Here is a 3,185-nt window from a genome sequence, read left to right as displayed (position 1 = left end):
GATAAGTATACCAATTTTGCAAAATATTCATATTCCTCAACATGAGATTAACTCAGAAGCTGCGAGTGTGAAAGCTTGGTACAAATTCCAAAAGTCATTGGCGATGAAGTCTATTCTGAAACCTCCAGCAGATGAAGAAATGAGAATTCGTCGGGCAGAGGCATTAAAGTTACTGCCTTTGATAGAAACTCAAGAGCAGTTATCAGAATATGCTAGTTTGATTTAAAAGCGAATAGGGAACAGGGAACGGGGAACTCTTAACAGGAAACAAAACAATTTAGCAATAAATAAAGGGTTTTTAAATGCCAGAGATAAATAATTTTAAAGACTTAAAATTTTGGCAGAAAGGCATGGATATAGCTGAAAAGTGCTATTTTTTAACAAAGCTCTTTCCCAAAGAAGAGTTGTATGGAATGGTATCACAAATCAGAAGGTCTACGGCATCTATTCCAGCTAATATATCACTTATGCTATGGAAGAAGGTCAACGGCTGAGTATATCAGATTTTTAAATATTGCCCAAGGCTCACTTAATGAATTAGAGACACATATTATCTTATCTCAGAGGGTAGGATTATGTAGTCAAGCGGATATAGAATCTATTATCCCTTTACTTCAAGAAGAGAGCCGAATGATTGTTGGTCTTATTAAAAAGCTACAACAATAAATTCTGTTAAGAGTTCCCTGTTAAGAGTTCCCTGTTAAGAGTTCCCTGGATAAAAATCATGTCACCAAATAAGTTTTACCCGTTCTCTGATTATGATAGAAAACAAATTGCTAAACTTCCTCCTGATATAGCAGCCCTAGCAGATAAATATCCGAGCGAGATTTTAAACACTGCTGATAGTTGGGATAACTTGCCTTTTGATGCTAACTATCTTCCTGAATGCCTTGAAGTCTATAGTGGTGATGCAGATGATGCCAATATTTTTGTGTTAAATGGTGTTCTGAAAGATTATGTCCCAGCTCATGCTGAAAAAAATACATCATCGATAACAGTGATGATTGATGGAGAATTTGCTTACATTGAAGTTGAAGGTAGACAGGTTCTTAATAAACTCGGTGGGATAGTTTTGCCAGAAGTAGCGATTAATCCCGAACTGTTAATTCAGTCAATTATCAAAGGTGAAAATAATGATTGAGCATGGTGAAGCGAATGAAATTAAGCGAGATTATCTAGACATTTTAGAATCTCTCCTGAAACTGATCCATACGAAAGCTAAAGAAAAAGGATTAGATCCCACCAAGGATGTTCATATTTACTCTAGCTCTAGCAAAGTTTATCAAGGAACATTGGGAGAATCCCCCTCTAAAAACTTATTAACACCAACGATAGTAGAGAACTTAAAAAAAGCTCTGTCTGACCCGAAAAATTCTCAAGGGGCAATTTCTATTAAAATTGGGAATGAAAAAGTATTCCATATTAAGAATGGAGAGGTACTGACTGACAAATTAGGTTTAGCTCCTGCATCACAGAAAAATAAAGTTGTAAGTAATGAGCGAATCTACAGTGTAGAAGCTTTAGGAAAACAAGTGCAAGTATTACAGAAAAAACTAAGCGAACAACAAAAACTTGTAGATAGTATCAAATCAGAAAAGCTTTCACCCGAATCTCTGTCAGAACTGACTGCTCAAGTTGCCGAAATGGGTAAGTCTTTAGAAAAGCAACAACAGTTGATTGAGAACACCCAAAAAGCTTTGTCCCAGGTAAATCAGGGGTTTTTACCACAAGTTCAAAATACTAAACTTCAAAACTGGGTTGGGTCAGTTGAACGTCAGGTAAAGAAAACGGCTAAAAATGTATTTGAGCGAGTTTTGGATGCGCTGACACCTGAAGTCACCAAGCTAAGGAAAGAAATTGCACAGATGAAAGCTCAAATAGAGCAACAAGTTACTAACCGACTAGATGAAGTCAGAGAAAATACAGATAACGTCAGGGATAAACTCAATCAACAAGTTGGTAACTTAACTCAAGAGTTACGTACACAAGTAGATGGTGTTAAAAACACTATTGAGCAAAGCCTTATGGGTGTTAAGTCAGCCATTGACAATACTCGAACTGAACTACGGGCTGCTGTTGAGGATGCCAAAGGCCAAGCTATCGAGCAAAGTGTTAAAGCCCTGCTTAACATTTTGGGCAAAGATAACCCTGATGGTTCTAGAAGCTTCAAAAGTAAAACTTTTGATTTTGAACAGCAAGACGGTAATGTAATCGTTCGTGCCAAAAACGGCGAGGCTGTTCTCACTGATGCAGTTTTATCGCCTAATGTTTCAGAGCAGCAGTTACAGGCACTTGATAAGGTTCAATCTGTTGTTGATATGCATCGTCAACTTGAAAACAATGCTCAACAAAACTCGGAATCTAGAGGTATAAAGAGATAGAAAATTGCATCTTCCTATGGCGCATTGAAAAAAGTGGAACGGATAAAGGATGATAAGGGGGAATAGGATTGCAGGGAAAGGGTAAAGGTTTTGAATACATCCTTTCCTCTTTCTCTCAGAAGTGTTTATCGTCTAAATCTACCTTGTTTTCTCTCGTTGGATTGGGGGATTTCTAACAAGCTCATAATCCGGTATTTGTCCTCTCTAATTAATTGGCGAACCATATTCATTTTCTGTTCAAAAGTTATAGATAAGTCAGCTTGACCGACAGGGTAAAATAACTCGTTAACTTGATCACCTTTGACTTTTTTCCGTTGAGCATATTTTCCTACTTCGATAAATAAATCTGACATTTGTTGTTTATCTAAATGCTGGAGCATCTGCTTTATAAGTGACTCTACATTTGTTGTAACTTGTTCTTTGTGTTCGACTGCACCAGCAGTTTTTTGTTTAAGGCGCTCCGATAATTTATCAATTACGGCGACTACATTGGTGACAATCTTAGTAAATTCACTATTAGCAGGATAAAAAGATAGTTCCTTGATTACAGTTGGTAATGTTTCAGCGAGTGCAGACTCAACAGACGATTGCTCAACATAATCAACTATTGCATTTATGGCGAGTTGCGATATTTCACGTTGTTCTGATTGAATTAATGCTGTTGTCAGTTTGTCTAATGTAGTTGCTCCATTGGTTAAAGAAAGCTGATATTGAGAGAGTTCCTTGATTAGTATTGGTAAATTAACCTCAAGAGACTCAACAGACGATTGCTCAACATAATCAGTAATCAAGGAACTATCTTTT

Annotated in this window: 4 protein-coding genes and 2 pseudogenes; 5 read left to right on the top strand and 1 reads right to left on the bottom strand. The window is 36.9% G+C overall.

Features of this window, described 5'->3' with window-relative positions:
- The 5 genes and pseudogenes from LC574_RS33120 to LC574_RS33105 form a co-directional block, all read left to right on the top strand.
- Positions 1 to 226 (top strand): annotated as a pseudogene (locus LC574_RS33120) (type IV secretory system conjugative DNA transfer family protein); the annotation flags it as partial.
- A gap of 76 nt (positions 227 to 302) precedes the next feature.
- Complete coding sequence (locus LC574_RS38630; RefSeq protein ID WP_306422194.1) at positions 303 to 494, top strand: four helix bundle protein; 192 nt, start codon at positions 303 to 305, stop codon at positions 492 to 494.
- Complete coding sequence (locus LC574_RS33115) at positions 409 to 666, top strand: four helix bundle protein (RefSeq protein WP_267871754.1); 258 nt, start codon at positions 409 to 411, stop codon at positions 664 to 666. Before LC574_RS38630 ends, LC574_RS33115 begins: the two co-directional genes overlap by 86 nt.
- Positions 667 to 724: 58 nt before the next feature.
- Positions 725 to 1,141, top strand: coding sequence for a hypothetical protein (locus LC574_RS33110; protein WP_229457824.1), 417 nt, complete (start codon positions 725 to 727; stop codon positions 1,139 to 1,141).
- A complete protein-coding gene (locus tag LC574_RS33105; protein WP_229457823.1) occupies positions 1,134 to 2,381 on the top strand; it encodes a hypothetical protein in 1,248 nt (415 codons plus the stop codon). The genes LC574_RS33110 and LC574_RS33105 overlap by 8 nt, the downstream gene beginning before the upstream one ends.
- Positions 2,382 to 2,506: 125 nt before the next feature.
- Here LC574_RS33105 and LC574_RS33100 read toward each other — a convergent pair.
- A pseudogene (locus LC574_RS33100) lies at positions 2,507 to 3,185 on the bottom strand (hypothetical protein); the annotation flags it as partial.

This window comes from Nostoc sp. CHAB 5715, assembly GCF_020829685.1.
In the GTDB taxonomy this organism is placed as follows: Bacteria; Cyanobacteriota; Cyanobacteriia; order Cyanobacteriales; family Nostocaceae; genus Nostoc.
This window is presented reverse-complemented; position numbering and strand designations above follow the sequence as displayed.